This is a genomic window from Planosporangium thailandense, assembly GCF_011947195.1.
GTDB classification, from domain to species: domain Bacteria; phylum Actinomycetota; class Actinomycetes; order Mycobacteriales; family Micromonosporaceae; genus Planosporangium; species Planosporangium thailandense.
Genome location: NZ_JAATVY010000028.1, coordinates 1 through 26,612 on the forward strand (window position 1 = coordinate 1; position 26,612 = coordinate 26,612).

24 protein-coding genes and 2 riboswitches are annotated in these 26,612 nt (G+C 72.8%); of the genes, 8 read left to right on the plus strand and 16 right to left on the minus strand.

All coding sequences use genetic code 11. The features are described from left to right. Both HC031_RS26605 and HC031_RS26610 read left to right on the plus strand, forming a co-directional pair. Positions 1-973: chitinase (locus HC031_RS26605; protein WP_205863283.1), on the plus strand; the 973-nt coding region annotated here is incomplete at its 5' end. A 171-nt stretch (positions 974-1,144) separates the two neighbouring features. Further along, complete coding sequence (locus tag HC031_RS26610) at positions 1,145-1,327, plus strand: hypothetical protein (protein ID WP_167928174.1); 183 nt, start codon at positions 1,145-1,147, stop codon at positions 1,325-1,327. Positions 1,328-1,371: 44 nt separating this feature from the next. On the opposite strand, the gene HC031_RS26615 is transcribed toward HC031_RS26610, so the two are convergent. The 12 genes from HC031_RS26615 to HC031_RS26670 are packed head-to-tail and all read right to left on the minus strand — an operon-like array spanning position 1,372 to position 13,467. After that, positions 1,372-2,244, minus strand: coding sequence for a sirohydrochlorin chelatase (locus tag HC031_RS26615; RefSeq protein WP_167928175.1), 873 nt, complete (start codon positions 2,242-2,244; stop codon positions 1,372-1,374). After that, complete coding sequence (locus HC031_RS26620; RefSeq protein WP_167928176.1) at positions 2,241-2,843, minus strand: precorrin-8X methylmutase; 603 nt, start codon at positions 2,841-2,843, stop codon at positions 2,241-2,243. The genes HC031_RS26615 and HC031_RS26620 overlap by 4 nt, the downstream gene beginning before the upstream one ends. After that, positions 2,840-3,898, minus strand: a complete 1,059-nt coding sequence (locus HC031_RS26625) for a HoxN/HupN/NixA family nickel/cobalt transporter (protein WP_338090848.1) — start codon at positions 3,896-3,898, stop codon at positions 2,840-2,842. The genes HC031_RS26620 and HC031_RS26625 overlap by 4 nt, the downstream gene beginning before the upstream one ends. Then, on the minus strand, positions 3,895-4,083 hold the full coding sequence (locus tag HC031_RS26630) for an indolepyruvate ferredoxin oxidoreductase subunit alpha (protein WP_167928177.1): 189 nt from the start codon (positions 4,081-4,083) through the stop codon (positions 3,895-3,897). The genes HC031_RS26625 and HC031_RS26630 overlap by 4 nt, the downstream gene beginning before the upstream one ends. Then, positions 4,071-5,786 (minus strand): precorrin-3B C(17)-methyltransferase, encoded by a 1,716-nt coding sequence (cobJ, locus tag HC031_RS26635; RefSeq protein WP_167928178.1) that lies wholly within the window; start codon positions 5,784-5,786, stop codon positions 4,071-4,073. Before cobJ ends, HC031_RS26630 begins: the two co-directional genes overlap by 13 nt. Continuing rightward, on the minus strand, positions 5,783-7,021 hold the full coding sequence (gene cbiE, locus HC031_RS26640; RefSeq protein ID WP_420813686.1) for a precorrin-6y C5,15-methyltransferase (decarboxylating) subunit CbiE: 1,239 nt from the start codon (positions 7,019-7,021) through the stop codon (positions 5,783-5,785). Before cbiE ends, cobJ begins: the two co-directional genes overlap by 4 nt. Next, on the minus strand, positions 6,937-8,067 hold the full coding sequence (locus HC031_RS26645; protein WP_167928180.1) for a cobalt-precorrin-5B (C(1))-methyltransferase: 1,131 nt from the start codon (positions 8,065-8,067) through the stop codon (positions 6,937-6,939). The genes cbiE and HC031_RS26645 overlap by 85 nt, the downstream gene beginning before the upstream one ends. Then, positions 8,060-8,863 carry a precorrin-4 C(11)-methyltransferase gene (cobM, locus tag HC031_RS26650; protein ID WP_167928181.1) on the minus strand — a complete coding sequence of 268 codons (804 nt, stop codon included), beginning with the start codon at positions 8,861-8,863 and terminating at the stop codon, positions 8,060-8,062. The genes HC031_RS26645 and cobM overlap by 8 nt, the downstream gene beginning before the upstream one ends. Then, the gene (cobI, locus tag HC031_RS26655) at positions 8,860-9,576 is read right to left on the minus strand and encodes a precorrin-2 C(20)-methyltransferase (protein ID WP_167928182.1); all 717 of its coding nucleotides are present in this window, start codon (positions 9,574-9,576) and stop codon (positions 8,860-8,862) included. Before cobI ends, cobM begins: the two co-directional genes overlap by 4 nt. Beyond that, positions 9,567-10,901: a cobyrinic acid a,c-diamide synthase CobB gene (locus HC031_RS26660; protein ID WP_167928183.1), complete on the minus strand. Its 1,335-nt coding sequence runs from the start codon at positions 10,899-10,901 to the stop codon at positions 9,567-9,569. Before HC031_RS26660 ends, cobI begins: the two co-directional genes overlap by 10 nt. Further along, entirely contained in the window at positions 10,895-11,509 is a 615-nt protein-coding gene (cobO, locus tag HC031_RS33530; RefSeq protein ID WP_167928184.1) for a cob(I)yrinic acid a,c-diamide adenosyltransferase, read from the minus strand. Before cobO ends, HC031_RS26660 begins: the two co-directional genes overlap by 7 nt. Further along, complete coding sequence (locus HC031_RS26670) at positions 11,509-13,467, minus strand: VWA domain-containing protein (RefSeq protein ID WP_167928185.1); 1,959 nt, start codon at positions 13,465-13,467, stop codon at positions 11,509-11,511. The genes cobO and HC031_RS26670 overlap by 1 nt, the downstream gene beginning before the upstream one ends. Positions 13,468-13,708: 241 nt before the next feature. Next, positions 13,709-13,828, minus strand: a riboswitch (cobalamin riboswitch). 156 nt (positions 13,829-13,984) lie between these two features. Between HC031_RS26670 and HC031_RS26675 the strand changes: the two genes are divergently transcribed. Then, positions 13,985-14,551: a hemerythrin domain-containing protein gene (locus tag HC031_RS26675; protein ID WP_167928186.1), complete on the plus strand. Its 567-nt coding sequence runs from the start codon at positions 13,985-13,987 to the stop codon at positions 14,549-14,551. 47 nt (positions 14,552-14,598) lie between these two features. Here HC031_RS26675 and HC031_RS26680 read toward each other — a convergent pair whose 3' ends face one another. The 3 genes from HC031_RS26680 to HC031_RS26690 form a co-directional block, all read right to left on the minus strand. Continuing rightward, positions 14,599-15,135 carry a hypothetical protein gene (locus tag HC031_RS26680; protein ID WP_167928187.1) on the minus strand — a complete coding sequence of 179 codons (537 nt, stop codon included), beginning with the start codon at positions 15,133-15,135 and terminating at the stop codon, positions 14,599-14,601. 77 nt (positions 15,136-15,212) lie between these two features. Further along, positions 15,213-18,845, minus strand: a complete 3,633-nt coding sequence (cobN, locus tag HC031_RS26685; protein WP_167928188.1) for a cobaltochelatase subunit CobN — start codon at positions 18,843-18,845, stop codon at positions 15,213-15,215. A 77-nt stretch (positions 18,846-18,922) separates the two neighbouring features. Further along, positions 18,923-19,049: riboswitch (cobalamin riboswitch) on the minus strand. A 21-nt stretch (positions 19,050-19,070) separates the two neighbouring features. Continuing rightward, complete coding sequence (locus HC031_RS26690; RefSeq protein ID WP_167928189.1) at positions 19,071-19,913, minus strand: YhjD/YihY/BrkB family envelope integrity protein; 843 nt, start codon at positions 19,911-19,913, stop codon at positions 19,071-19,073. Between the two features lie 92 nt (positions 19,914-20,005). On the opposite strand from HC031_RS26690, the gene HC031_RS26695 reads away from it, so the two are divergent. Then, complete coding sequence (locus HC031_RS26695; RefSeq protein ID WP_167928190.1) at positions 20,006-21,499, plus strand: MFS transporter; 1,494 nt, start codon at positions 20,006-20,008, stop codon at positions 21,497-21,499. A 59-nt stretch (positions 21,500-21,558) separates the two neighbouring features. Beyond that, positions 21,559-21,732: a CsbD family protein gene (locus tag HC031_RS26700; RefSeq protein WP_167928191.1), complete on the plus strand. Its 174-nt coding sequence runs from the start codon at positions 21,559-21,561 to the stop codon at positions 21,730-21,732. Between the two features lie 54 nt (positions 21,733-21,786). Here HC031_RS26700 and HC031_RS26705 read toward each other — a convergent pair whose 3' ends face one another. Then, positions 21,787-23,385 carry an alpha-amylase family glycosyl hydrolase gene (locus tag HC031_RS26705; protein WP_167928192.1) on the minus strand — a complete coding sequence of 533 codons (1,599 nt, stop codon included), beginning with the start codon at positions 23,383-23,385 and terminating at the stop codon, positions 21,787-21,789. 154 nt (positions 23,386-23,539) lie between these two features. On the opposite strand from HC031_RS26705, the gene HC031_RS26710 reads away from it, so the two are divergent. From HC031_RS26710 to HC031_RS26720, 3 genes are all read left to right on the plus strand, one after another. Then, a complete protein-coding gene (locus tag HC031_RS26710) occupies positions 23,540-25,204 on the plus strand; it encodes a sodium:solute symporter family transporter (protein WP_167928193.1) in 1,665 nt (554 codons plus the stop codon). A gap of 10 nt (positions 25,205-25,214) precedes the next feature. Further along, positions 25,215-25,493, plus strand: a complete 279-nt coding sequence (locus HC031_RS26715; protein WP_167928194.1) for a hypothetical protein — start codon at positions 25,215-25,217, stop codon at positions 25,491-25,493. A 123-nt stretch (positions 25,494-25,616) separates the two neighbouring features. Next, positions 25,617-26,555 carry a hypothetical protein gene (locus HC031_RS26720; RefSeq protein ID WP_167928195.1) on the plus strand — a complete coding sequence of 313 codons (939 nt, stop codon included), beginning with the start codon at positions 25,617-25,619 and terminating at the stop codon, positions 26,553-26,555. Positions 26,556-26,612 lie beyond the last annotated feature (57 nt).

The window sequence follows — 26,612 nt, forward strand, 5'->3', positions numbered from 1 at the left end:
CACCCCGACCGGGCCGGCCACCCCGACCCCGACCCCGACCCCGACCCCGAGCCCATCGCCGCCGCCCGGCAACGGCCCGTTCACCGCGCCGATCTACTTCATGCCGCTGGACAACCAGCCACAGAACATCACGGACGCGATGGCCGCCTCCGGCGCCCGGTACTTCAACCTCGCGTTCGTCCTCGACTCGGGCGGCTGCACGCCGGCGTGGAACGGCGACCCGGCGCACAAGGTCTCCTCGGACACCACCGTCGCCGCGGTGGTGAACGCGGTACGGGCAGCCGGCGGTGACGTGGCCGTCTCCTTCGGCGGCTACAACGGCGTCGAACTCGGCGCCACCTGCGGTGGTGCGAGCGGTCTGGCCAATGCGTACCAACAGGTCATCAACGCCTACCGGCTGACCCGCATCGATCTCGACTACGAAGGTGACGATCTCGACACCAACATGGGGACCCGGTTCGCGGCGATCAGGATCCTCCAGCAGCACAACCCGAACCTGAAGGTGTCGCTGACGGTACCGGCGACGACGGTCGGCTTCCCGGACACCGGAAAGGACGAGATCCGGCAGGCGGTCGCGGCCGGCGCCCGGCTGGACCTCGTCAACCTGATGGCGTTCGACTACGGCGGACCGGCGGCGTCCATGGCCAGCAGCGTCGAGAGCGTCACCGACCAGGCGGCGGCCCAGCTCGCGTCACTGTACGGGTGGACCGACGCGACCGCGTACGCGCACCTGGGGCTGCAGCTCATGAACGGCCACACCGACCAACCGAGCGAACTGTTCACCCAGGACACATTCCGGACGTTGCTCGCGTACGCGCGTGACAGGCACGTCGGCTGGCTGTCGTTCTGGTCGCTCAACCGGGACCGGGCCTGCGATCCGAGCGTGCCCCACAACTGGGCCGAAGGGTACTGCAGCAGCGTCGACCAGCAGCCGTACGAGTTCTCGAAGATCGTGGCCGCGTACGCCGGCTGACGTCACGTGCGGTCGGGCCGCCCCGGGGCGGCCCGACCCGCCACGTCCAGGGTCGTCAGCGCGATCCGCACACCGCGTACGGGAACGAGGGACGAACGGTATCGCGTGTTGCCAACCTTCGATACGTTCCCCTACCGTCTGGACGTCGATTCGAACGGGGGTTGGAGCGACATGGCGACAGGCGCCGACGGTGGAGCGGTCCAGTTCCCGCTCGCGCTGGTGCGGCAGCACGCGAGCACGGTCGAGCGCGTGTCCGACGAGGTACAGACGGCCCGCGCCGCGGTACGCGAGGTCACCATGGACATCGGGGCGTACGGCCAGAGGCAAGGGCGCAGGGCGGCACCGCGCGCCTAGTCCGACCGCGTCCGACATGGCCGGGTGCCGGTCGGCCGAACGAATCAGTGGCCGTGTGGATGGGCGTGGCTGTGCGGATGGGCGTGGTCGTGCGGGTGGTCGTGCGGCGTCTGCGGCGCGCCGACCCGGTGCTCGTGACCCGGCAGGGCGATCCGGTACAGGCACGCGTCGCAGTTGGCCCGGGCCTCACCGCGCAGCGCCTCCTCGTACCGCTCGACGACCAGCGACACCAGCCCGTCGCAGTCCCCGATCACCTCGGCGGTGTCGACGGGTACACCCGTTTCCGCCGACCACGCCGCCGCCTGCGCCGCCACCCGCCGCGGCAGTACCCCGGTGAACAGGAAGTACGGCAGGACCGCGATGCGCTCGGCGCCGAGCAGCCGGCACCGCTCCAGGCCGGCCGGGACCCCCGGCGCGGCGAGCGAGATGAACGCGTACTCGACCCCGGCGACCGGTGTCGTCTCGGCCAGCAGCCGAGCGGCCCGGGCCACCTCGGCGTTGGCGTCCGGGTCGGTGGAGCCCCGGCCCACGAGCAGCACCATGGTCGCCGGGGTGGGCGAAATCTCCGCCAGGCGTTCACGTAGGAGCGCGAGGATCGTCGGGTGTGGGCCGAGCGGGCGGCCGTACACAAAGGATAGTTCCTGGTGACGCTGCCGCTCGCGGGCCAGCGACGCCGGGATGTCGCCCTTGGCGTGCCCGGCCGCGACGAGCATGAGCGGCACGGCCGCGACCCGACGAGCCCCGGTCGCGAGCAGCGCATCGACCGCTGAAGCGATCGGCGGGTTGGACAGTTCGATGAAGCCGCCGGCCACCGGTACGCCGAGCGCGCCGTCGACCCGTTTGACGAACTGCCGGAACTGCTCGGCGCCCGCCTCGTCGGCGGTGCCGTGGCCGGCGATCAACAGGGGTGCGTTCATGCCAGAGGGTCTCCGTACAGCAGGGCGTTGACCGCCGCGGCGGCCACGGCAGAGCCGCCCCGCGCGCTGACGTTGGACAGTTGGGGCAGGCCGCTGTCGCGCAGCGCGGCCTTGGCGTCGGCCGCACCGACGTAGCCGACGGGAAGGCCGACGACGAGCGCGGGGCGCACCTGACCGGCCGCCGCGAGGCGGATCAGTTCGTACAGGGCCGTCGGCGCGTTGCCGACCGCCCAGACCGCGCCGTCGGGCGCCTGCTGGGCCGCGAGCCGGACGGCCGCCGCCGACCGGGTGAGACCCGCCGCAGTAGCCAGGTCGCGCGCCTGCGGGCTGCTCACCAGGCACAGCGACGGGTACCGGGTGATGCCGGCGGCCACCATCGCCACGTCGACGACGAGCGGAGCGCCGGTGTCCAACGCGGCCGCGCCCGCCTCGAGGGCCTTCTCGTCGGCGACGAGGTCATCGAGCCAGCCGGGGTCGGCGGTGGTGTGAATGATCCGTTCGGCCACGTCCCGGGTACGCGGAGGCAGGGCCGACGTGTCGACGACCGAGCGCAGGATGCGGTACGACTCGGCCTCGATCGGGTGCACGATGCGGTTCACGACCGGTATCTCTCGTCGAAGCGGCCGAGTTTCCACGCCGCGACCGCGCCGCCCCAGGCCAGCAGGAACACGCCCACGATGACGTAGCCGAGCAGTTCGAAGTGGTCCGCGATGTGCCCGTACGCCCCGATGGGGCCGCCCACACCGGTGAGATCGTCGACCAGGCTGGCGAGGTACACCGACGCCACGAACAGCGCGACGACGACCGTCATGCCGGTCGTCGCCAGGTTGTAGTAGAGCCGCCGGGCCGGGTGACGGTACGCCCACGAGTACGCCCGGGTCATCAGCAGCGAGTCGGCGGTGTCCATGGCGGACATTCCGGCCGCGAACAGCAGCGGGAGGGTGAGGACCGCCAGCGCCGGCACGGCACCCTGCGCCGCGGTGGACGCCTGCAGCGACAGCAGGGTCACCTCGCTCGCGGTCTCCAGGCCGAGACCGAACAGCAGCCCGACCGGGAACATGTGCCAGCTCGACCGGATCAGCCCGCGGACCCGACCGCCGAGCATCCGGTTCATCAGGCCCCGGTTGACCATCTCCCGGTCGATCGCGGCCTGGTCGACCGCACCGGCGCTCAAGCGCCGCCAGAGGGCGACCAGTCCATGCAGGACGGTGGCGTTGAGGACGCCCACGAGGCCCAGGAAGCCGATCGCGACGCCGGTCGCGATGAGGCCGCCGGCGTGCTTGAACTCCTCAACGTGCAGGCTGCGCGCGGCGAACGCGATGACCAGGGCCAGGACGACGACGACGGCAGAGTGTCCCATCGCGAAGAAGAACCCGACGCCGACCGGTCGCCGCCCGCGCAGCAGCATCAGCCGGGTGGTGTCGTCGATGGCGGCGATGTGGTCGGCGTCGAACGCGTGCCGGATGCCGAGCACGTACGCCAGCGTGCCGGCCCCGGCGAACGCGCCGGCCGCGGCGAGGCTGGTGCTGTAGTACAGGTACAGCGACCAGCCCGCGACGTTGAGGAGCACGACGGTCGCCACGATGCCGGACAGCCGGACCCGCTCGGCGCGGGTCCACAGCCCGGCGGGTGCGGTCACGTCCCGAACGCTCACATCTCCTCCTCGGAGTCGCTGAGGTGAACGGCATCCACCGGGCAGATCTCGACGCACTCCCCGCAGCCGGTGCACAGGTCCGCGCGGGCGTAGAGCCGGCCGCCGTCCGGCCGGATCGCGTGCGTCGGACAGGTGAGCAGACAGGCGCCACAGCCCTGGCAGCCGAGGAAGGTCACGGTAGCCATCGGTACTCCCGCGGCGTGACCATCCGCCCGGCCCGCGTCTCGGTACGGCTGGACCCGACGATGACGACGGTGAACATGTCCACGCTGGACGGATCGGCGGCGAGGTCGGCGAGCGTAGTGACGGTGACCCGCTGTTCGGGGCGGCTGGCCTGCCGGACGAGGCCGACCGGCGTGGTGTCGGGCCGGTGCTCGCGCAGGATGGCGAGCGCCTCGTCGAACTGTGCCTGGCGCTTGCGGCTGCGCGGGTTGTACAGGCAGACCACCAGGTCGGCGGCGGCGCAGGCGCGCAGCCGGCCGGCGATGACCGGCCACGGGGTGTGCAGGTCCGACAGCGACAGGTACGCGTGGTCGTGGCCCAGCGGGGCGCCGAGCAGCGCGCTGGCCGCGAGGGCCGCGGTGACGCCCGGCACCGCCTCGACGTACACGTCGTCGCCGGCCAGTTGCAGCGCCGGTGAGGCCATGGCGTACACGCCGGCGTCGCCGGAGCCGATGAGCGCGACGGCGTGCCCGGCCGTGGCGAGCTCGACGGCGGTGCGCGCCCGCTCCTCCTCCGCGCCGAGTCCGCTCGCGATGATCCGGGTCCCCGGCGTGAGCACGGGCCGGACCTGTTCGACGTACTGGTCGAGCCCGACCACGACGCCGGCCCGGCGCAGCGTCTGCGTCGCGCGGGGCGTACGGAGGTCCTCGGCGCCGGGGCCGAGGCCGACGATGCTCAACCGCCCGCGCGGGGTCAGGCGGGCGACGGCGACGGTGGCCATGGCGCTCGCGCGCTTCGGCGCGATCAGGTCAGCGTGCTTTCCCGCTTCGCGGGCCGCCATGAGCGCGGCGGCCTCGGCGACGCTGGCAGTGCCGACGGCGGCGCGTACCACCTCCGACGGGTTGGGTACGTCGACGTCTCTCAGCGTCTCCGCCGGGTAGCTGCGGATCGGCCAGCCACGCCGTCTCGCGACCTCGACGATGCCCGGCTCGTCGGCTTTGAGGTCGACGGTGGCGAGGCACCTGACCGACTCGGCGACGACCCCCGCCTCGGCGAGCGCCTTCGCGATCAGCTCGTCGATCTCGTCGGCCGGGGCGTTGCGGCTCGCGCCCACGCCGACGACGAGCGACGGCGGCCGGTAGATCAGGTCGCCGTCGGCGTCGGCCCGATCGGAGATCCTCAGCGATCTTGGACAGTCGTGCGAGCTATAGGTATCACAACTGTCCAAGATCGCTGGGAGGGGCCACACCTGGTCGGACTCCACCCGTAGCGGGGCGCCGTCGAGCAGCGCGGCCGTCACCCGCGCGACGGCCGCGGGATCGGCCAGCCGGAACCCCAGGTCCGCGCCGTACGTGTCGAGCGGCGTCACCCCGACCGCGTCGGTCGCGGTGGTGACCACCGGTTGTGCGCCGAGCACGTCCGCCACCCGCGCGGCGAGGTCGTTCGCGCCGCCGCCGTGGCCGCCCGCCAACGCGACGGCGAACCGGCCGGCCTCGTCGACGCAGACCACGCCGGGGTCGGTGTGCTTGTCGCGCAGCAGCGGCGCGATGAGCCGGATCGTGGCGCCGGTGGCGAGGAAGCAGACCAGCGCCCTCGACTCCGGCCAGGCGCCGCGGATCTGGTCGGCGACCGGGCCGTCGTACGCGAGCGTCTCGTCCGGCCACGCGGCCGCGAGGCGCTCCGCCAGGGCCCGGCCGGCCGCCGTCGCGGTCACCAGTGCGATCATGACCGCTCCCCCCACACCACGTACACCGGATTGGTCGCCTCGAGGCGATGTACACCGCCCGGCAACGGCGCGAGCCGGTTGGCCTGCAACTGCGTGCCCTCGGCGCGGTATCCGGCCACGGTCAGCACCTCCAGCACCGGCCCCACCCGCTCCACCGCCGCGTACGCCGCGACCACGCGGACGGGCCGGCGCTCCAGACAGGCGGCGAGGACGGACACCCCTCCCCCTCCGACGAAGACCGCGTCCGGGTCGGGCAGCCCCGCGAGCGCGGCCGGGGCGGCACCGTGGACCACCCCGACGTCCACGTTGAACGCGTCGGCGTTACGCCGTACCCGCTCGCAGGCGTCCGCGTCGCGCTCCACCGCGACGACGGCGGCGCCGAGCCGGGCGCACTCGACCGCCACCGAGCCGCTGCCGGCGCCGATGTCCCAGACGAGGTCACCGAGGCGCGGGCCGAGCCGGGCGAGCACCAGCGCGCGTACCTCGGCTTTGGTGATCATGGAGTCGCGGTGGGCGAACGCGTTCTCCGGCAGCGCCCAGCCGGCCGGGGTGGGCCGGGCACCGGCCAACCAGCGCGGCGACGGCTCGGGCGCGGAGCCGAGCACGAGGACGACGTTCGGGTCGGCCCAGTCGCCCTCGGGTCCAGTGATCCGCTCGTCCGGGGTGCCGAGCCGGGACGCCACCACGAGCCGGCGCGGCAGGCCGTCCAGCGCCGCCGAAAGCTCGCGCGGGCCGGCGCCGGGCGCGGTCAGGACCGCGACCTTGCGATGGGCCCGGCAGACGTTGACCGCGCGGCGCAGGTCCCGCCCGTGGGCGGATACCACGAGCGCGTCGTCCCAGGGCAGGCCGAGCCGGGCGAACGCGTGGGCCACCGACGACGGGGCGGGGATGACGGCGGGCCGCAGGCCGGCGCGGCGCAGGGTGGCGACGATCCCGAAGAAGCCGGGGTCGCCGCTCGCGAGGACGACGGCTCGACCGTCGTGGGTGGACAGTCGTGTGACCGCGTCGCGCACGGCACCCAGCACGATGCGCTCCGCGCCGGTGTCGACCTGTGAAAGGTGCCGGGCGGCGCCGACGACCAGCGTCGCCTCGGCGACCAGCGGCTCCGCGCCCGGTGGCAGCGGTCCGCCGTCGCACCCGATGACCGTGATCACGACACCCATCCCGGTTCGGTGGCGGCGACGACCGTACGGCCGGTGAAGTCGACCATCGCCACGTCGGCGGGCAGGCCGCAGAACGCGACCAGCACGTCGCGTACCCGCTGGCACAGCAGATCCCCGGCGGTACGCAGCAGGCCGGCGCGGTCCCACAGCTCGTACGCGTGCCGGGCGGTGTTGGCCGCGGCCACGTCGGCCACGAGCTCCGCCGACCCGCCGGCCGAGGCCGTCAGCCGGCCCAGCAGTCCGGTGTCGACCGCGGAACGGGTGTAGTGGGTCATCAGCACCCCGGCGGCGAGCTTGGTGAGCTTGCCGACCATGCCGATGAACACGACGCGCGTGATGCCCCGCTCGACGGCCTTGCGCAGCGCCGCTCCGGTGAAGTCGCCGACCTCGATGAAGCACACCTCGGCGAGCCGCGGCAACAGCGCCATCGCGCCCTTCTCGGTACGCCCGCCGGTGCACAGCACAATGGTGTCCTCGCCCTGCGCGGCCGCGACCTGTACCGCCTGCTCGACGCTGGCGCGCCAGGACGCCGTGGAGAACGGGCGCACGATCCCGGTCGTACCGAGGATGGAGATCCCGCCGAGCACGCCGAGCCGGCGGTTGGTCGTCTTGCGCGCCATCTTCTCCCCGCCGGGGACGCTGATGACGACCCGGACGCCGCGCTCGCCGACGACCTCCCGCACCGCCTGCGTGATCATCGCGCGGGGTACCGGGTTGATGGCCGGCCCGCCGACCGGCAACCCGAGACCGGGCTTCGTGACCACCCCGACGCCTTCGCCGCCGTCCAGGTGGACGCCGTCGCCGGCGCACCACGACACCGTCGCCGTCAGGTGCGCGCCGTGCGTCACGTCGGGATCATCGCCGGCGTCCTTGACCACGACCGCGGTGGCGGCAGCCCCGTCGAGGGCGGTCTCGGAAACCGCGAACGTCACCCGCCGCCCGCTGGGCAGCGCGACCTCGACCCACGCCGGCGGCTCGCCGGTCGTCAACAGCACGGAGGCCGCCTTCGCCGCCGCCGAGGCGCAGGTGCCGGTGGTCCAGCCGGTACGCAACGCCTTCGGGCGCACCTTCGCGGTGCGCGGCAGGTCCGGCTCGCGCAGCGAGGGAAGGTCATCCACCGTTGGCCCGCAACGCTTTCCGCGCCGAACGGTCGGCCCGACGGTGGCCGTGGAAGTGTCCCGGGTGGTACAGGTGGCTGCGGGTGCCGTGGGCGTCCAGCGCGGGGCCGACCAGGAAGAGCGTGTGCTTCCACAGCTTGTGCTCGCGTACCGTCTCGGCGAGGGTGCCGACCGTGCAGCGCAGCATCAGCTCGTCGGGCCAGGTGACCCGGTAACCCACGACCACCGGGGTCTCCGCCGGATAACCACCGGCCTGAAGCTCCTCGGCGAGCTGCTTGGCCCGCGCGGCCGACAGGAAGACCGCCATGGTCGTACCGTGCCGGGCGAACTCCGCGACGCTCTCCCCCGTCGGCATCGGCGTCTTGCCGCCTTCCAGCCGGGTCAGGATGACCGACTGCGCCACTTCGGGAACGGTCAGTTCGCGCCGCACCGCCGCCGCGGCGGCGGAGAACGACGACACTCCGGGGACGACCTCGACGGCGAGGCCGAGGGCGGCGCACCGGTCGAGCTGTTCCTGCATCGCGCCCCACAGCGCCGGGTCGCCCGAGTGCAGCCGGACGACGTGCAGACCGGAGGCGGCCGCCCGGCGGTAGATGTCCACCGTGGCCTCGAGCGTCAACTCCGCGGAATCGACGATCTCGGCTCCCTCCCGGGCGTAGCCCAGCACGTCGGGGTGGACCAGGCTCGCCGCCCACACCACGATGTCGGCGCTTTCGAGAGCCCGCACGCCGCGTACGGTGATGAGGTCGGCCGCGCCCGGCCCGGCCCCGACGAACGTCGCCCTACCTGCACTCACAGCTTGCCTCCTCGGCGCTCGCGGCGCGCCGGCAACAGCACCGTCGCCAGGTACGGTCCGCTGGCGTCCATATCAGACAACCGGCCGACCCGCTCGTCGGGCAGGCCGAGATGCTCGCCGTAGAGACCGTCCCGGCCGGCCTCCGCCGCGATCGCGCCGATCTCGGGCAGGTGCCGGCCACCCTTGTAGACGACGACGGTCCCGTCCCCGGCCACCGCTTCCCGTAACGGCGAGACGCCGCGCGCCAACGGCAACAGCATGAGCGGCTCCGTACCCTCCACCAGCGGCGTGCCCGACGCCGCCGCCATGGCCTGCATCGCGGTGATCCCGGGGACCGTCTCGACGGCGACGTGCGGCAGCAGGTCCCGCACCGTCTGCGCGAGGTAGCCGAACGTCGAGTACACGTTGGGGTCGCCGATGGTTGCGAACGCCGCGGTGCCGCCGGTCTCGCGCAGCCACTGCGCCACCCGTGAACCGGCGGCGTCCCAGTACCGCTCCCGTCGCGCGGTGTCGGAACGCTCGTTCAGCGCGAAGACGAGCCGCTCGATGCGCGCGTGCGCGGCGTGCGCCCGTACGGTGGCCTCGGCCCGGCCGACCTCGGCCGCGTCGAGTACGGGCACGAAGACGCGGCCCGCGGTGGCGAGTACCCGCACCGCCTTGAGCGTGACCAGTTCCGGGTCGCCGGGCCCCACCCCGACTCCGATCAGGCGCATGCGGCCACCAGCCGGGTCGCGAACTCCGGGTGTGCGGCCCAGTGCAGATGCAGGTAGGACGCGTGGACGTTGGCGGTGATGAAGCCGTCGGGCGGCGCGGCGCGCCACGCCCACGCCGGGGTCCGTTCGCCGGGGGTCACCGCCGTGCGGTGGAACTCGTGCCCGGTCACGCGGGTGCCCTCGGGCGCGAGCCAGCTCGGCGACACCGCCACCGCGTCGCGGTAGCCCAACGTGAGCTTCGGCGTCATGGCCGCGTCGGCGTCGAGCACGCCGCACATCGGGGCGCCGTCGAGGGTACGGCACAGCCACAGCAGCCCGGCGCACTCGGCCGCGACCGGCGCGCCCGACGCCGCCAACGAGGCCACGCACGCGCGCAGCGGCGCGTTGGCCGACAGCTCCGACGCGTACACCTCGGGGAACCCGCCGCCGACCACGAGCCCGCGGGTGCCCGCCGGCAGCGCCAGGTCGTGCAGCGGGTCGAACAGCACCACCTCGGCCCCGGCGCCGCGCAGCAGTTCGACGGTCTCGGCGTACCCGAAGCTGAAGGCCGCGCCGCCGGCGACCGCGACCACCGGCCGCCCCGCGACCGGCGCCGGCGCCTCCGGCGACCACGGCGTCGTGGACAGGGCGGGCGCCGACCGCGCCACCGCGAGCACCGCGTCGAGGTCGATCGACCCGGTGACCACGTCGGCCAGGGCCCGCACGGCGGCCAGCGCCTCCGCCCGCCGCTCCACGGCGGGGACCAGGCCCAGGTGACGCGAGGGCGCGGCGACCGCGTCGTGGCGGTGCAGCGCGCCGAGCACCGGGGCGCCGATCTCCTCGCACGCGGCGCGCAGCAGGTCCTCGTGGCGGGGCGAGCCGACCCGGTTGAGAATCACGCCCGCGATGCGGACGCCGGAGCCGAAGCTGCGGAACCCGTGCACGAGCGCGGCAACCGAGCGGCCCTGGGCGGCTGCGTCGACGACGAGGATGACCGGGGCGTCCAGCAGCCCGGCCACCTCCGCGGTCGAGCCGTGGTCACCGGCGCCGGTACGGCCGTCGTACAGGCCCATCACGCCCTCGACGATCGCCAGGTCGGCGCCGGCCGCCCCGTGCGCGAACAGCGGCCCGATCAGGTCCGCGCCGACCAGCACCGGGTCCAGGTTGCGCCCCGGCCGGCCGGCGGCGAGCGCGTGGTAGCCGGGGTCGATGTAGTCCGGGCCGACCTTGAATCCGGCGACGGTGCGGCCCCGTGCGGCGAACGCAGCCAGCAGCCCGGTGGCGACGGTCGTCTTGCCGTGCCCGGAGGCGGGCGCGGCGATGACGACCCGGGGGATGTCTACCACTCGATGCCCTGCTGGCCCTTGCGCCCGACATCCATCGGGTGCTTGACCTTGCCCATCTCGGTGACCAGGTCGGCGGCCCCCACCAGCGCCGGGTGCGCGTCCCGGCCGGTGATCACGACGTGCTGGTTTCCGGGCCGCTCCCGCAGCGTCGCCACCACGTCGTCGACGTCGACCCAGCCCCACTTCATCGGGTACGTGAACTCGTCGAGCACGTAGAAGCGGTACCGCTCGGCGGCAAGGTCGCGCCGGATCTGCGCCCAGCCCTCGGCCGCCTCGGCGGCGTGGTCGCGTTCGGTGCCGGCGCGCTGGATCCACGACCAGCCCTCGCCCATCTTGTGCCAGGTCACCGGCGCGCCGAGGCCGGTCTGCCGGTGCGCGTCGCCCAGGGCCTTGAACGCCGCCTCCTCGCCGACCCGCCACTTCTCGGACTTGACGAACTGGAAGACCGCGATCGGCCAGCCGGCGTTCCAGGCGCGCAGCGCCATGCCGAACGCCGCCGTCGACTTGCCCTTGCCGGTACCGGTGTGCACGGCGAGGACCGGTTGGCGGCGCCGCTGGCGGGTGGTGAGGCCGTCGGCCGGCACCTGCTCGGGCTTTCCCTGCGGCATCAGGCGGCCCTCCGGATCGTGGCTGCAGTGATCGTCGTGGCGTCGAGCGCGTCGAGGGGGATGTGGTCGGCGTCCAGCGCCGCTGCCAGCCGCCGGGCCAGGCCCAGCCGTACGGGGCCGGACTCGCAGTCGACCACGACGGCGGCGGTGCCGGCGAGAGCCGGCGCGACGGTCAGCGGATCGGGGCCGGCGGTGGCCCGCCCGTCGGTGACGACCACGAGCAGGGGCCGACGGTGCGGGTCGCGGCGACGCTCCGCGGCGAGGGTACGCACGGCCGCGGCCAGCCCCTCGGCGAGCGGGGTGCGCCCGCCCGTACGCAGGTCGGCCAGCCTCGCGACGCCGACGGAGTGGCTGGTGGTCGGCTCCAGCACGGCCTGCGCCCCGGCGCCCCGGAACGTGATCATGCCGATCTTGTCGCGCCGCTGGTACGCGTCACGCAGCAGCGACAGCACCGCGGTCTTGACCGTGCGCATCCGCGCTCGTGCGGCCATCGAGCCGGACGCGTCCACGACGAAGAGCACGAGGTTGGCCTCCCGGCCCACGTGCACCGCCTCGCGCAGGTCACCGGCCCGCACCCGGCGGGATCCCCGCGCGGCGGCGGCCCGCAGCGTCGCCGGCAGGTGCACGCTGGTCAGCCGGCCGGCCGGCGGGCGCGCGCCGATCACCCGGCCGGTCCGCGCGTACGCCGCCGAGCGGCGGCCGGCCGGCCCGCCCCCGCGGCCGGCGACCCGCAGCGTCTTCGGGCGGTACGCGGCCCCGACCGGGGCCGGGCGCGACCGCTGGCCGGCGGCCCCGGACCCGTCGCCGTCCTCCGGAGCGTCACCGGGCTGATCGGCGGCGCCGTCGGACGGGCCGCGGTCGTCGTCGGGACCGCCGCCCGGCCCGCCACCGCCTCCCGGCGGCGGATCGTCGTCGGGGTCCGGGCGGTTGGACTCGAGCACCTCCTCGAGGCGCTGCTCGTCGGTGCCGGGCGGGTCGAGCGGGTCGCGGCGGCGGCGGTGCGGCAGCGCCAGCCGGGCGGCGTCGGCCACGTCGTCGGCGGTCACCTCGGTGCGGCCGTGCCAGGCGGCCAGGGCGATCGCCGCCCGGGCGACCACGATGTCGGCGCGCAGCCCGTCGACGCCGTACGCCAGGCAGATCCGGGCGATGCGGTCCAGTTCGCCGTCGGGCAGCCGTACGCCCGGAAGCCGGTCGCGCGCGTCGGCGATGCGCCGGGCGATCGCGGCGTCGTCGGCCGCCCACCGCGCGGCGAAGGCGTGTGGATCCGCCTCGTACGCCAGGCGCCGGCGCACCACCTCGGCGCGCTGGGCCGGGTCGTCGGGGGCCGCGACCGAGACGACGAGGCCGAACCGGTCGACCAGCTGCGGGCGGGGCTCGCCCTCTTCGGGGTTCATGGTGCCGACCAGCAGGAAGCGGGCGGCGTGCTGCACCGACACGCCGTCGCGCTCGACGTGGGCGCGCCCCATGGCGGCGGCGTCGAGCAGCAGGTCGACCAGGTGGTCGGGCAGCAGGTTGACCTCGTCGACGTAGAGCACGCCGCGGTGGGCGGCGGCCAGCAGCCCCGGCTCGTAGGCCTTGACGCCGTCGCTGAGCGCGCGCTGCAGGTCCAGCGCTCCGATCACCCGGTCCTCGGTGGCCCCGACCGGCAGCTCGACCAGGCGCGCCCGGCGGCGCAGGACGGGGCCGACCGAGCCGTGGGGCCCCTCCGGGGCCGCGTCGTGCGGACCGTCCGGGCAGGAGGCGTCGGGCGTCGCCGGATCGCACGCGAAGCGGCAGCCGGCGACGACGTCGACCTCCGGCAGCAGCGCCGCGAGCGCCCGCACGACGGTGGACTTGGCGGTGCCCTTCTCGCCGCGGACGAGCACGCCGCCGATGGCCGGCGAGACGGCGGTGAGCAGCAGCGCCAGGCGCAGATCGGACAGGCCGACGACGGCGGCGAACGGGTACGGCGGGGTCATCCCCCACTCAGGCGCGAAGCCATGCGCGAGTCCCTTCCGCGGGTATCCACGCCCGCGTATCGGCTGATCGACGAACGGCCGGAGTTTCCTGGCTCCCGGATCGACGCGTACGACCACTCTGGCTCGGCGCGTCTATCGCCGCGCCGCGACCCAGAGCAGTCGCGACCACTCTGGCTCGGCGCGCCTACCGCCACGCCGCTACGACGGGTCCGGCTCGGCGCGTCTGACGCCGCGCCGCGACCCTGACCCGTCGCCAGAGCAGTCGCGCCCCTCCGCCTTCCCGCCGCGCGATGCGGCCGTGGCGTCGGTGAGGGGTCGCTCCCCGGTGACAGTGGCGGGACCGCCCCGGATTCACACCGGGTTCCTCCACTGCCGTTCTTGGTGGTCATGCTGTCGCATCGCACCGGCCCGCGTCAACGCGGCGCACGTCACGGCTCATGATCGTCAGTGCATGAGCGCCACGGATCGGGGAAGTCCGCAACGGTCCGAACCGGTGGCGACGTGAGGAGTCGTTTCCATGACCACCACGCGCGAGAAAGACGTGGTTGCACTTCTGATCGACCAGCATAACCAGATCAAGGCTATGTTCACCCAGCTGGAGACGGCGACCGGCGATCATAGGCGCGAGCTGTTCGAGGACCTCGTACGGCTGCTCGCGGTCCATGAGACCGCCGAGGAGGAGATCGTCCACCCGGTCGCCCGCAAGAAGATCCAGGGTGGTGACGCGATCATCGACGCGCGGCTGCGCGAGGAGGACGAGGAGAAGCGCCTGCTGTCGGAGCTGTACGACCTCGGCCCCGACAACCCCGGGTTCGGCGCCAAGTTCAGGCAGCTAAAGGAGGCGGTCCTGGAGCACGCCGGGCGGGAGGAGCGCGAGGAGTTCTCCACCCTGCGCACCGCGGTCGACCCAGAGCAGCTGCGGAAGATGGGCAACGCCGTGATGATGGCCGAGAAGACCGCACCGACCCGGCCGCACCCCGGTGCACCGGAGTCGGCGATCGGGAATCTGCTGGCCGGGCCGCCGCTGGCGGTCTTCGACCGGATCCGCGACGCGATGCGCGACGCGACCAAGTCGAAGAAGTAGCGCCGGCCACGTCACGATGAGAGCCGGCGCGGCGGGGGCGACCCGGCTCAGGCCGCCGCCTCCGCCGGGCCGGATTCGCGCCGTTCCAGCCGTTCGAGCAGTTGCTCGCGGTGCAGCGCCGCGACCGGGTCCAGCAGATCGGGGTGGCGCAGCAGGATCGCCGCGTACCGGTCCCGGTCGTCCGGGCGGGTGAGGCGGCGGAAGTCGCGGTGCAGCCCGGCCAGGTGCTCGCAGTCCGCGACGGCCGCCACCGCCGCGACCGCCAGTTCGGGGTCGGCGAGCAGGCACGCCGCCCAGCTCGCGACGACCTCGTCCACCCAGGTGCGCCACGCGTACTCCGCGCCGGAGGGCAGCGTGCCGTCCGCCCCGGCGAGCCAGTCCAGCCGGCCGGATCCGCCCGGTCCGACCATGTCGACCAACGCGGCATCCAGGGACGTCGGGTAGCGCAGCCAGGCCGCGACCGTGGCCGCCTGGCGGGCCTGCACCTCGGCGAGCGTCGCGCTCAGCGCGCCGCCGGGCGCCGGATAGGCGCGTACCAGCCATTGGGCAGTTGCCGATATGACGGAGGACAGAGGGGCCGGCACCGTGCGCTTCTCACTCTCGGTAATTACTTGACCGCAGCGCGCTACAATACCCGCTCACCGGACCCGCCGGCAAAGAGTCAGGCGCCTTCCAGGTCGCCCTCCACCGCGAGGTACGCCGCACGCAGCTCATCCAGCGTTTCCCGGCGCGGCTCGGCCCACAACCCCCGATCAGCCGCTTCCAGCAGCCGTTCGGTGATCCCGCGCAGCGCCCACGGATTGGACTTCTCCAGGAAGTCCCGCACCGCGGGATCCCCGACGTACGAGGCCGCGAGCTGCTCGTACATCCAGTCGTCGACCACGCCGGCCGTGGCGTCGTAGCCGAACAGGTAGTCGACCGTCGCCGCCAGCTCGAACGCGCCCTTGTACCCGTGCCGGCGCATCGCCTCGATCCATCGCGGGTTCACCACCCGGGCCCGGAAGACGCGCTTGGTCTCCTCGGCGAGAGTCCGGGTCTTTACCGACGACGGCACATGCGAGTCGCCGATGTACGCGGCCGGATCGCTGCCGCGCAAGGACCGCACCATCGCCACCATGCCGCCGTGGTACTGGAAGTAGTCGTCGGAGTCGGCGATGTCGTGCTCGCGGGTGTCGACGTTCTTGGCCGCCACGGCCATCCGCCGGTAGACCGTCTCGAGATCGGCCCTGGCGTCGCGGCCATCCAGATTCCGCCCGTACGCGTAGCCGCCCCACACGGCGTACACCTCGGCGAGATCGCCGGTGTCGCGCCAGTTACGGGCGTCGATCAGCGGCAGCAGGCCGGCTCCGTACGCGCCCGGCTTGGACCCGAAGATGCGGGTGGTGGCCCGCCGCCAGTCGCCGTGGCCGGCAGCGTCGGCGACCGCGTGGGCGCGCACGAAGTTCCGGTCGGCCGGCTCGTCGAGGCCGGCCACGGCCGCGACCGCGTCGTCGAGCAGCCCCAGCACGTGCGGGAACGCGTCCCGGAAGAAGCCGGAGATGCGCACGGTCACGTCGATGCGGGGCCGGCCCAGCTCCGCCAGCGGCACGATCTCGAATCCGGTGACCCGGCGGGACGCGTCGTCCCAGGTGGGCCGGCAGCCCAGCAGGGCGAGCACCTCGGCGATGTCGTCGCCCTGGGTGCGCATGGCGCTGGTGCCCCACACCGTCAGGCCGACCAGCGCCGGCCACTCTCCCGTGTCCGCCCGGTGCCGGGCCAGCAGCGAGTCCGCGAGGGCCCGGCCGACGTCCCAGGCGTTGCGCGAGGGGATGGCCTTCGGGTCGACCGAGTAGAAGTTGCGGCCGGTCGGCAGCACGTTGACCAGGCCGCGGGTCGGTGAACCGGAGGGCCCGGCGGCGATGTACCCGCCGTCGAGGGCGTGCAGCACGGCCGTCACCTCGTCGGTGGTGGCGTTCAGGCGGGGCACCACCTCGGTGGCCGCGAAGCACAGCACGCGCTCGACATCGGGTACGGCCGCGCCCAGGACCTCGGCGACCACGGCCGGTACCGCGTCCGGGTCCCAGCCGAGGGTCTCGCAGCCGAGCACCAGCTTGCGCGCGAGGGCTTCGAGCAGGTCGACCAGGTCGGCGGCGGTCGCGGCCGGCCCGTCGACGAGGGCGGTCAGCGACGCCGGGACCTCGGCGGGCGCGCTGCCTTCGAGCAGCGCGGCCTCGGACAGGCCGACGTGCGCGGCGAGGGCCGTACGCAGCCCGGGCAGCGCGCCGACCTGACCGCCCCACACCTGCTGGGCCCGCAGTACGGCGAGGACCAGGTTGACCCGGGCCTCCCCGGCCGGCGCCGCGCCCAGGACGTGCAGGCCGTCGCGGATCTGGGAGTCCTTGATCTCGCAGAGGTACCCGTCGACGTGCAGGATGAATTCATCGAACTCCGCCGAACTCGGCATCTGATCCTGATGCAGGTCGTGGTGCAGTTGCGCGGCCTGGATCAGGGTCCAGATCTGCGCGCGCACCGCCGGTAGCTTCGCCGGATCGAGCGCCTGCACGGTCGCGTACTCGTCGAGCAACTGCTCCAGCTTGGCCAGGTCGCCGTACGTGTCGGCGCGGGCCATCGGCGGCACGAGGTGGTCGACGACGCATGAGTGGGCCCGGCGCTTGGCCTGGGTGCCCTCGCCCGGGTCGTTGACGATGAACGGGTACACCAGCGGCAGGTCCCCCAGCACCGCGTCGGGGGCGCAGGCGGCCGACAGGCCCAGCCCCTTGCCGGGCAGCCATTCGAGGGTGCCGTGCTTGCCCAGGTGCACCACCGCGTCGACGTTGTCGGCGAGCCACCGGTACGCGGCCAGATAGTGGTGCGACGGGGGCAGGTCGGGGTCGTGGTAGATGGCGATCGGGTTCTCACCGAACCCGCGTGGCGGCTGGATCATCAGCGTCACATTGCCGAACCGGAGGCCGGCGAGCACGATGTCGGACCCGTCGACGTACAGCTCGCCCGGCGGCTCGCCCCACGCGTTGAGCATCGCCGACCGCAGGTCGGAGGGCAGCGCGTCGAACCACCGCCGGTAGTCCGACAGCGGTACCCGGATCGGCGCGGCCGCCAACTGCTCCTCGGTCAGCCACTCCACGTCTTGGCCGCCGGCCGCGATCAGCGAGTGGATCAGCGCGTCGCCGTCCTCCGGGAACTCTCCGGTCGCGTACCCGGCTGCGCGCAGCGCCCGCAGCAGCTCCACGGCGGACGCCGGGGTGTCCAGCCCGACCGCGTTGCCCACGCGGGAGTGCCTGGTGGGGTACGACGACAGCACGATCGCCAACCGCTTGTCGGAGTTGTCGATGTGCCGCAGCCGGGCGTAGGACAACGCGATCCCGGCCACCCGGGCCGCCCGCTCCGGGTCGGCGACGTACACCGGTATTCCATCGGGCCCGGTCTCCTTGAACGAGAACGGCACGGTGGTCAGCCGCCCGTCGAACTCCGGGATCGCCACCTGCATAGCCGCGTCCATCGGCGTCAGCGCCGCGTCGGAGGCCTCCCACTGGGCCCGCGAGGAGGTCAGGCACAGCCCCTGGAGCACCGGTACGTCCAACCCGGCGAGCGCCTCGACCGACCAGGCGTCCTCATCGCCGCCGGCGGTCACGTCGGAGGCCCGCACGCCGCCCGCCGCGAGCACCGTGACAACGAGCGCGTCGCAGCGGCCCAGTAGCGCTGCGAGCCCTTCGTCGACGACGCGTAGCGACGACACGAAGACCGGCAGCGCGTTGCCGCCCTGGTCCTCGACGGCGGCGGCGAGGGTGTCGACGAACGCGGTATTGCCGGCCAGCGCGTGGGCCCGGTAGAAGACGATCCCGACCGTCGGGCGAACCGGATCGACGGGTCGTTCACCGTAGCCGCCGAACGCCGGGGTCGCCGCCGGCGGCTCGAAGCCGTCGCCGGTGAGCAGGACCGTGTCCGACAGGAAGCGGTACAGCTCCCGCAGGTTGTCCGGGCCGCCCTCGACCAGGTAGCGCTGCGCGTCGTGCGCGACGCCGGCGGCCGGCGTGGACAGCGCGGTCAGCTCGGCGTCCGGGGTGGCCTCACCGCCCACGGCGACGACCGGCAGCCCGGCGCGCAGCACCGCGTCCAGCCCGTCCGGCCAGGTCCGCCGGCCACCCAGCAGCCGGACCACGACCAGCGCCGCGCCGTCGAGGAGGGCCGGCACGTCGCAAGCGTCCAGCCGGGTGGGGTTGGCCACGCGCCAGTCGGCGTCGCTGGCCCGGGCGGCAAGCAGGTCGGTGTCGGCTGTGGACAGCAGTACGAACGTCATGAGACGGCAACTCCCGTCGGGGTCCGCGCCCCGGTCGCAGGGTCAGTGGCGGGGACTGCTCGTCCCCCGGCGGCCGGAGTTTCCTGGCTCCCGGATCGACGCTTGCCCTACTGCCTTCCCGCCGCGCGATGCGGCCGTGGCGTCGGTGAGGGGTCGCTCCCCGGTGACAGTGGCGGGACCGCCCCGGATTCGCACCGGGTTCCTCCACTGCCGCCGTGGCGGATGCTACGGCATCCGCCGGCCGCCCGCGGCGACGATCCGGTCCAGCTGCAGCGTCCACACGTACCCGACCAGGAGGACCGCGTGTAAGACGTACAGCCACAGCGCGACCGCCACCACCGCGCCGACCACGGCGAAGCCGCCGAACGGCAGGCCCAGGTTCAGCGGCAGCGACCAGAACAGCACGAAGCCGTGCAGGAAGCCGGAGAGGTTCGCCGCCGCGAACGACCCGCCGGCGATCGCCACCGGCCAGCGCGGGCGGGCCGGTCCCACCACCCGGTACACCCAGATCACCACCGGGCTGAGCACGATCCAGACGATGAGGAACGATACGACCACGGCCCCGACGCGCGACAGTCCGCCCCGGCCGAGCAGCCCGGCCGCCCAGGGCAGTACGAGCAGCAGCGCCAGCAGCAGGCCGGGGCCGGCGGCGAGCAGCGGGAGCACCAGCAGCCGGCCGCGCCACCCGATGGCCCGCTCGCGCCCTGTCGAGCCGGTGACGAGCGACACCAGCGAGCGACGCAGCCCCTCGCCGTACAGCGTCGCGGGCAGCAGCGCCGCGACCACCTGCGCGGCGGTCAGGTGCAGCCCCGCCGCGACGAGCTTCGCCGCGGCCAGGTTCGCCCCGAGCTCGGCCGGGAACGCGGCGGCCACCCGCCCGGCCGTGCCGGCGAGCCGGTCGGCGCCCACGATCGCTGCTGTCAGGCGCAGCGTGAGCAGGCTCGCGGGTACCACGGCGATCCCGCCGTAGAACGTGGTGGCCGCGGCGTGCAGCGCGAGGTCGCGGCCGCGCAGCGCGCCGACGACGCCACGGATCAAGCGGCCCGGTACCGCGCGCAGCTGCCCCACGCGCCCTCCCCGACTAACTGGTTAGCGGCCGTTAAGGCGCGGCGTTTGGGTGATCCATGACGTGGGAAAAGCCGGTGCAACGGAGGTGCCCAATGACCAGTCCTCAACAGACAATCCGCAGTGACGTGCCGGCCAGGATCGACCGGCTGCCCTGGGCCCGGTTCCACTGGCTGGTGGTCCTGGCGCTCGGGGTGGCGTGGGTCCTCGACGGCCTCGAGATCCAGATGGCGGCGTCGATCGCGTCGGTCCTCAAGGATCAGCACACGCTCCACCTCACCTCCGGCCAGGTGGGCCTGACCGCGTCGGTCTACCTGCTCGGCGAGGTCGTCGGCGCGCTCGTGTTCGGGCGGCTGTCCGACCGGCTCGGCCGGCGTAACCTGTTCCTGGTCACGCTGGGCATCTATCTCATCTTCAACGGCCTGTCCGGGTTCGCCTTCAACCTGTGGTCGTTCCTGATCCTGCGGTTCATCGCCGGCACCGGTATCGGCGGCGAGTACACCGCCATCAACTCGGCGATCGACGAGCTGATCCCGGCCCGCTACCGCGGCCGCGTCGACATCGCGATCAACGGCACGTACTGGCTGGGCGCCATGATCGGGGCGGCGTCCCAGCTGGTGCTGCTCAACCCGAACATTCTGCCCAAGGACATCGGCTGGCGGGTCAGCCTGTTCGTCGGTCCGGTGATCGGCCTCGCGATCTGGCAGCTGCGCCGGCACGTGCCGGAGAGCCCCCGCTGGCTGCTCACCCACGGCCGCGCCGAGGAGGCTCAGCGGACCGTCGCCGAGATCGAGGACCGGGTCCGCGGCGACGGCCGCGAGCTGCCCGAGCTCGACAAGGACGCCGCGATGGAGATCCGGCCGACCGACAACGTCACGTACGGGCAGATCGCCCGGGTCATGCTGCGGGAGTACCCGAGCCGCTCGGTGCTCGGCTTCGCGATGCTGGTCACGCAGTCGTTCCTGTACAACGCGATCTTCTTCACGTACGGGCTGGTCCTGTCGGGCTTCTACCACATCCCCGACCAGAGCATCCCCTGGTACTTCTTCCCCTTCGCGCTCGGTAACCTGCTCGGCCCGCTGCTGCTGGGGCGCCTGTTCGACACCTGGGGCCGCAAGCCGATGATCGCTGGAACGTACCTGGTGTCGGCGGCGATCCTGGCCGTCAGCGGGTACCTGTTCTGGATCGGGGCGCTCAACGCGGTCACCCAGACGATCCTGTGGTGCGTGGTGTTCTTCATCGCGTCCGCCGGCGCGTCGAGCGCGTACCTGACCGTCAGCGAGATCTTCCCGATCGAGCTGCGGGCGCAGGCGATCTCGTTCTTCTTCGCGATCTCGCAGGTGGTCGGCGGGGTCGTCGCCCCGTTCGTGTTCGCCCGGCTCATCGGCGACGCCAAGGACCCGACGCCGCTGTTCATCGGCTACCTGGTGGGCGCCGGTCTGATGGCCGTCGGCGGGCTCGTCGCGCTGGCCTACGCCGTCCCCGCCCACGGTCGCTCCCTGGAAAACGTCGCCAAGCCGCTGTCGGCGGTCCGGGTGCCCGCCATGCGCCGCCCCAGCGACAGCCCGACCCACGCGGCGACGGCGTGATTGCGGATTCGAAGAAGCGGGTACATCACCGGTAGCCAGTACGGAAAAGGAGGCTTGAGATGGGTTTCGACGACAAGGTCTCTAACCAGGGCGAGAACGTCGCCGGCAAGGTCAAGGAAGGTGTCGGCAAGGCCACCGACGACGAGAGCCTCGAGGCCGAAGGCAAGGGCGACCAGATGAAGTCCGACCTCAAGCAGGCTGGCGAGAAGGTCAAGGACGTGTTCAAGCACTGACCTGTACGCCGATAGTGAGGGGCGCCCGGAACTGTCCGGGCGCCCCTCAGCGCGTCACAGGGTCGCCCACACCGTCGTGTCGGTCGGCACCCGGCCGTCCGCGTCGAGCTCCCCGCTGGCGAGCACCACCCGCGCGCCGGCCGGCAGCGTCGCCACCGTCGCCCCCAGGTTGGCGACCACGAGCAGCTCGCCGTTGCGGAATGCCACGACCTCCGGCCCGGCCTCCGGCCACCAGGCCAGGTCGCCGGCCCCGAGCCGGTACACGCGCCGCAGGCGCAGCGCCTCCCGGTACAGCTCGAAGGTCGAGGTCTTGACGCCGCGCTGGACGTCGCGCGCGTACCGCTCCCAGGACGGCGGCTGCGGCAGCCAGCTACGCTCGCCGGGACCGAAGCCGTACGACGGGCCGCCCGGCGACCAGGGGATCGGTACCCGGCAGCCGTCGCGGCCGACCGCGGTGTGCCCCGAGCGCACCCAGGTCGGGTCCTGCCGGGCCTCGTCGGGCAGGGTGCTGTGCTCCGGCAGGCCCAGCTCCTCCCCCTGGTACAGGTAGGCGGCCCCGGGCAGTCCCAGCATCAGCAGGGTGGCCGCCCGCCCCCGGCGCAGCCCCAGCTCCTCGTCCGGCTGGGGGTCGCGCGGGCCGATGCCGTTCCGCGGAATGTGGCCGTCGGCGTACCCGAAGCGGCTCGGGTGGCGTACCACGTCATGGTTGGACAGCACCCAGGTCGTCGGCGCGCCCACCACCCGGCACGCGGCCAGCGACGCGTCGACCACCTTCCGCAGCTCGGCCGCCGACCACGGCGCGAGCAGGTAGGCGAAGTTGAACGCCTGGTGCATCTCGTCGGGCCGCACGTACCGGGCCATCCGCTCGATCGGGTCGACCCACGCCTCGGCCACCAGGATCCGGTCGTCCGGGTACGCGTCGACGACCCGCCGCCAGGAGCGGTAGATCTCGTGTACGCCGTCCTGGTCCCACATCGGCTCGGGCCCGTCGGGTACCGCGGGTGGCGGCGGCGTGACGTGGTGGCTCGGCTCCCACGTCTTGATCAACCCGTGCGCGACGTCGACCCGGAAGCCGTCCACCCCGCGGTCGAGCCAGAACCGCAGCACGTCTTCGAACTCCGCGCGGACCTCCGGGTTGTTCCAGTTGAGGTCGGGCTGGCGGACGTCGAACAGGTGCAGGTACCACTGCCCATCGGGCACCTGCGTCCAGGCGGAGCCGCCGAAGATGCTCGGCCACTCGTTGGGCTCGTCGCGAAAGCAGTACCGGTCCCGCTCCGGGCTGCCCGGCCCGGCCGCGAGGGCCGCTCTGAACCAGGGGTGCTCGTCGGAGGTGTGGTTGGGCACGAGGTCGACGATGACGCGGATGCCCAGCTCATGGGCGCGGGCGACGAGCGCGTCGAAGTCGGCGAGGCGGCCGAACAACGGGTCGACGTCGCGGTAGTCGGCGACGTCGTAGCCGGCGTCCGCCTGCGGAGACGGATAGAACGGAGACAGCCAGACCGCGTCGACTCCGAGGTCGGCCAGATGGTCCAGGCGCGCGGTGATCCCCGGCAGGTCACCGATGCCGTCGCCGTCGGAGTCGGCGAAGGATCGCGGATAGATCTGGTAGATCACGGCGTCGCGCCACCAGGGCGTGCTCTGCTCGGTACTCACGGAGAGTTGACGATAGTAGACATCACCCCGATTTGCCGAGGGGTCGACGGCCGGGCCCGCATCTCGGACAGTGTGAAATCTTGCGTGATTGAATGTTTGAACCACGGGGAAACCTCCGTCGTACCGGGCTGGCGCCCGGTGACAGGAGGCATCCGTGGAAACCCTTGCGCAGAGCGGGCTGCGCCTGAATCTCAGTCCGCTCGACTACGCGCTCCTCGCGCTGTACTTCATCACCGTCCTCGGGATCGGATTCGCCGTCCGGCGCGCCATCTCGACCAGCGCGGACTTCTTCCTCTCCGGCCGGGCGTTGCCGGCGTGGGTGACGGGCCTGGCGTTCGTGTCGGCCAACCTCGGCGCGATCGAGATCCTCGGGATGGCGGCCAACGGCGCCCAGTACGGCGTGATGACCACGCACTACTACTGGATCGGCGCGGTGCCGGCCATGGTGTTCCTGGGCATCGTGATGATGCCCTTCTACTACGGCTCGAAGGTGCACAGCGTTCCCGAGTACCTGCGGCGGCGCTTCAACGCCCCGGCCCACCTGCTCAACGCGATCACGTTCGCGGTCGCGCAGGTGCTCATCGCGGGCGTCAACCTGTACGCGCTGGCGCTGGTCATGCAGGCCCTCGTCGGCTGGCCGCTGTGGCTGTCGATCATCGTCGCGGCCGCGTTCGTGCTGGTGTACATCACCCTCGGCGGTCTGTCGTCGGCGATCTACAACGAGGTGCTGCAGTTCTTCGTGATCCTCGCCGGCCTGGTGCCGATCACCGTGGTCGGGCTGGTCAAGACCGGCGGCCTGGCCGGCCTGTTCGACAAGGTGAGCCACTCCGCGCTCGGCTCGGCCGGCCTGCACACGTGGGCCGACACCGGCGGCTCGCACAACCCGCTCAGCGCCAACTGGATCGGCATCGTGTTCGGCCTGGGCTTCGTGCTGTCATTCGGGTACTGGACGACGAACTTCGCCGAGGTGCAGCGCGCCCTGTCGGCCAAGGACATGACCGCCGCCCGGCTCACCCCGATCGTCGGCGCATACCCGAAGATCATCATCCCGGCGGTGACCGTCATCCCCGGGCTCGTGGCGCTGGTCACCGTGAAAGGCCTCGGCGGCAAGGGCGACCTGCAGTACAACAACGCCATCCCGCTGCTCATGCGCGACCTGCTGCCCAACGGGGTGCTCGGCATCGCCGTCACCGGCCTGCTGGCGTCGTTCATGGCCGGCATGGCGGCCAACGTCAGCGGCTTCAACACCGTCTTCACGTACGACATCTGGCAGGCGTACCTGCGCAAGGACCGTGACGACGCGTACTACCTGCGTACCGGGCGGATCGTGACGGTCATCGGCGTGCTCATCGGCATCGGCACCGCCTTCATCGCCGCCGGCTACAGCAACATCATGAACTACATCCAGGCGCTGTTCTCGATGTTCAACGCGCCGCTGTTCGCCACGTTCATCATCGGGATGTTCTGGAAGCGGATGACCGCCTGGGCGGGCTTCCTCGGCCTGCTGATCGGCACGCTCGCCGCCATCGGCACGTACGTGCTGTACCTTGCCAAGGTCCTGCACTTCGGCTCCGACCTCGACGAGAGCTTCTGGGGCGCGGGCATCGCGTTCGTCACCGTCGCGGTCGTGGCGGCGGTCGTCACCCTCTTCACCCGGCCCAAGCCCGAGTCCGAGCTGCGTGGCCTGGTGTCCGGCGTCGGCACGGTCGACCTCGGCGACAGTGTGGCCGTCGCCGACCGCGTCTGGTACCGCAATCCGGTGCTGCTCGGCGCCGGCGCGGTGGCGCTCGCCGTCGTGTTCTACCTGCCGTTCCTGTAAGGGGCTCTAGATGGCTGACAAAGCAACCGCGACCGGTCGCGAAACCGATGAGGCGATTCCGACCAGCAAGGCCCGGCTGTTCGACGTCCGGCTGGTGATCGGCGGCCTGTTCGTCGTGTACGGGATCGTCATCACCCTGGTCGGCCTGTTCGACGGGCCGAACGAGATCCGCAAGGCGGCCGGGGTCCGCATCAATCTCTGGACCGGGCTGGCCATGCTCGTCCTCGGCGGGATCTTCCTGGTGTGGCACTGGTGGCGTCCGTTGAAGGTCAACCAGCCCTCCTCATGATCGTGAAGGATTCGTGGGGTCATAGCCCCACGAACCCTTCGGGATCATGGGTTCGAGGATGGGTTATCCACAGCCGGAAACTGGTTCTGGTGGCCGGGGCTGCCGTGGCCCCACGCTTTACCGGTGCTCGACCAACTCTGTGCCGACCAGTGCGGCTTGGTCACCCGCGCCCAGGCGCTCGCGTGCGGCATGACGGTCGAGGCGATCCGGGCGCAGGTACGGGCAGGTCGATGGCGACCGCTGCTACACGCCGTGTACGCGACCTTCACCGGCCCGGTGCCGCGCGGGTCGGCGCTGTGGGCCGCCGTCCTTCGCGCCGGACCCGGTGCCGTCCTCAGTCACGAGTCAGCGGCCGAACTCGTCGGGCTCCTGGATGAGGGAACGACGCTCATCCACGTGAGCGTGCCGTCCAGCCGGCGGATCGCCGCCATCCCCGGTACGGTCGTCCACTACTCGAGCCGCGTCGCCGAGGCGCGTCACCCGCTCCGGCTACCGCCCCAGACCAGGATCGAGGAGACCGTGGTCGACCTGACGCAGACCGCCGCGTCGGTGGAGCAGGCGCTGAGCGTCATCGCGAGAGCCTGCGGGCGTCGGCTCACCCGGCCCGATCGCGTCGCCGCGGCGCTGAGCGCCCGGAAAAGGCTGCGATGGCGCGCCGAGCTGAGCGCTGCCCTGGACGACGTGACCGTCGGCGCGCATTCCATCCTGGAGCTGCGCTACCTGCGCGACGTGGAACGGGCGCACGGACTGCCGCGCGCCAGCCGCCAACACACCGTCGTCCGCCGGGGCGGACGACGCTACGACGACGTTCGCTACGCCCAGTTCGGTGTGGTCGTCGAGCTGGACGGCCGGGCCGCCCACCCCGACGAGACCCGCTGGCGGGATATGCGCCGCGACAACGCCTCGGTCGTCGACGGCCGCCGTGTGCTGCGGTACGGCTGGGCCGATGTCGTCGGGCAACCATGTGCCGTGGCGGCACAGGTGGCGACGGTGCTCCGGGCATCCGGGTGGCGGGGAGCACCACGGCGCTGCGCGCCCGGCTGCACGGTCCTCGTCCCGTGATCGTGCAGCGTTCGCGGGGCTATCACCCCGCGAACCCTGCACGATCACGGAGAGGCC

Excerpts from the sequence above, each read along its gene's own strand:
- HC031_RS26610 (WP_167928174.1), top strand. The coding sequence starts at position 1,145 with ATGGCGACAGGCGCCGACGGTGGAGCGGTCCAGTTCCCGCTCGCGCTG.
- HC031_RS26615 (WP_167928175.1), bottom strand. The coding sequence starts at position 2,244 with ATGAACGCACCCCTGTTGATCGCCGGCCACGGCACCGCCGACGAGGCG.
- HC031_RS26630 (WP_167928177.1), bottom strand. The coding sequence starts at position 4,083 with ATGGCTACCGTGACCTTCCTCGGCTGCCAGGGCTGTGGCGCCTGTCTG.
- cobJ (WP_167928178.1), bottom strand. The coding sequence starts at position 5,786 with ATGATCGCACTGGTGACCGCGACGGCGGCCGGCCGGGCCCTGGCGGAG.
- cobI (WP_167928182.1), bottom strand. The coding sequence starts at position 9,576 with ATGCGCCTGATCGGAGTCGGGGTGGGGCCCGGCGACCCGGAACTGGTC.
- cobO (WP_167928184.1), bottom strand. The coding sequence starts at position 11,509 with ATGCCGCAGGGAAAGCCCGAGCAGGTGCCGGCCGACGGCCTCACCACC.
- HC031_RS26670 (WP_167928185.1), bottom strand. The coding sequence starts at position 13,467 with ATGACCCCGCCGTACCCGTTCGCCGCCGTCGTCGGCCTGTCCGATCTG.
- HC031_RS26675 (WP_167928186.1), top strand. The coding sequence starts at position 13,985 with ATGACCACCACGCGCGAGAAAGACGTGGTTGCACTTCTGATCGACCAG.
- cobN (WP_167928188.1), bottom strand. The coding sequence starts at position 18,845 with ATGACGTTCGTACTGCTGTCCACAGCCGACACCGACCTGCTTGCCGCC.
- HC031_RS26695 (WP_167928190.1), top strand. The coding sequence starts at position 20,006 with ATGACCAGTCCTCAACAGACAATCCGCAGTGACGTGCCGGCCAGGATC.
- HC031_RS26700 (WP_167928191.1), top strand. The coding sequence starts at position 21,559 with ATGGGTTTCGACGACAAGGTCTCTAACCAGGGCGAGAACGTCGCCGGC.
- HC031_RS26715 (WP_167928194.1), top strand. The coding sequence starts at position 25,215 with ATGGCTGACAAAGCAACCGCGACCGGTCGCGAAACCGATGAGGCGATT.